This is a genomic window from Mesorhizobium sp. M7A.F.Ca.CA.002.05.1.1 (assembly GCF_003998335.1).
GTDB lineage: Bacteria > Pseudomonadota > Alphaproteobacteria > Rhizobiales > Rhizobiaceae > Mesorhizobium.
Genome location: NZ_RZQI01001094.1, coordinates 1 through 1,745, shown reverse-complemented (window position 1 = coordinate 1,745; position 1,745 = coordinate 1). Strand labels below are relative to the sequence as shown.

General features: G+C 63.2%; 2 protein-coding genes. Both read right to left on the bottom strand.

The features are described 5' to 3' along the window. Positions 1 to 68: 68 nt before the first annotated feature. Positions 69 to 1,169, bottom strand: a complete 1,101-nt coding sequence (locus EN939_RS32860) for a CgeB family protein (protein ID WP_127270580.1) — start codon at positions 1,167 to 1,169, stop codon at positions 69 to 71. A gap of 14 nt (positions 1,170 to 1,183) precedes the next feature. Then, positions 1,184 to 1,745, bottom strand: a 562-nt coding sequence (locus tag EN939_RS32855; RefSeq protein ID WP_164751450.1) for a histidine phosphatase family protein, incomplete at its 5' end; no start/stop codon positions are given.

Genomic DNA, 1,745 nt, shown 5'->3' with positions numbered 1-1,745 from the left:
CAGCTCTTTCGAGAAGCCGAGCGGTTGAATGCGGCTGCCGCGCCCGGCAGCGGGCACAATGCCCAACATCAGACTGCTTCCATCATCGGTTCGCCGGGAGATCTTTGAAAGGCGTCGTTTAGAATCTGGTCCAGCTCCGCCGCGCGCCGGCCAGAGGTGTGTTCGTCGAGAACCCGTTGGCGCGCACGGGTTTTGATAGCATCGAGTTCTCCTGCGGGTAAGGCGAGCGCCGCGACCACGTCATCGGTGTCGTGGGCCAGCAGGATCTCGCTGCCGGGTTCGAAGAAGCTGCTTAGGCCCGGCCATGTGTCGGTTACGATAGGCGCTCCACATGCCGCTGCTTCGAACAACCGGCCCGAAGGGCACCAGCCCTTTTGCGCCATCGCCTCGCGGGTCACATTCAGTGTCAGACGAGAGGATGAGAAAAACGCCGGGTGATCGGCCGGCGGAAGGTGCCTGACGAAGAAGATGTTGTCGCTCCACGGGAATTCCTGCGGATATTGTGCGCCGCCGATGATGAAGCGCTGGTCCGCCAAGCGCGCAGCTGGGCGAACCAGCAGATTCTCGACGGCCGCCTGGCGATCGGGCGCGTAGGTTCCGAGATAGGAGAGATCGGCCTTGAACTCGGCCCGCGGCGTAGCCGGCCGGTGTTGATCCGGATCGACATGCCCATAGAGCGGCACCACGTGACGCGCGCCCAGAACCGCCTTCAGCGCGTCGACCGCCGAGCCGCCTGTGTAGCTCAGGACGAGGTCGAAATCGGCAAGACCCTCGGGGCCGAAATAGGGTGGACGCTCACCTTGTTCGATGCGGGCAAGCGTGACCGGAGTGTCCAGATCGTAGAAGACCCGCAGTCCGCGCCCTGCCTGCTGCGCCAGCCGCGAGGCGTCCACGGCATCGGGACAATAAGAGGTGACGATAACGACATCCGATCGTTTGATCGTTTGCTCCGCGACCCGGCGGATATCCTCCCAGTCCGGATAGAGCACGATGTTGCCGCCGTCCAGATGATCAACATCGCGCGTTCCGGCATAGTAGGGTGTGTCGCGTTCGAAGAAGGTGATGGACCAGCCGCGCCGGGCGAGGGCTCTGATCAGTCCCCTCCATAAGGTGGCATGGCCGTTACCCCATGAAGACGTGACGGTAAGACCGAAAATGACCATCTGCATCCGGCAAATCCTCGTCAGGCAACTTCGTTCAATCGGATCAGCTTCGCCCCCCAGTCGCCCGACACGATCGTGGTGATCGAGGCGGGATCGATGTCGAAGCGAAAGCAGTCGCCGGCCGGCAAGCCAAGGACTTTGCAGACGGCGGCCTTGATCACATCGGCGTGGCTGACCAGGGCGACACACTGATTCTGATGCTGCTCGTGGACAGCGTTCATCACCGCGACGACGCGCTGCTGGACATCCAGCATGGTTTCGCCGTTTGGTGTCCTGGCCTCCTGCCGCTGGTCGTTCCAGGCTCGCCAGCCGGCGTTGCCGCTCAACTCATCGAAGGTCTTTCCCGACCAGTCGCCGAAGTCGATCTCGTCGAGTTCGGCACAGATCGCGATTTCCCCGACGCCGCAGGCGAACGCGATTGGCAGGGCCGTCTCCCGGGTCCGCTCGCGCGGGCTGCACAAGATCGCTGCAATCGGCTCCCGGGCCATGCGGCAGCCAAGCTGCGTTGCCTGCGCCTTACCAGCATCCCCGAGGCAAACGCCGTCCATACGGCCTGCCAGATAGGAGCCGACATTGTCGTGT

Excerpts from the sequence above, each read along its gene's own strand:
- EN939_RS32860 (WP_127270580.1), bottom strand. The coding sequence starts at position 1,169 with ATGCAGATGGTCATTTTCGGTCTTACCGTCACGTCTTCATGGGGTAAC.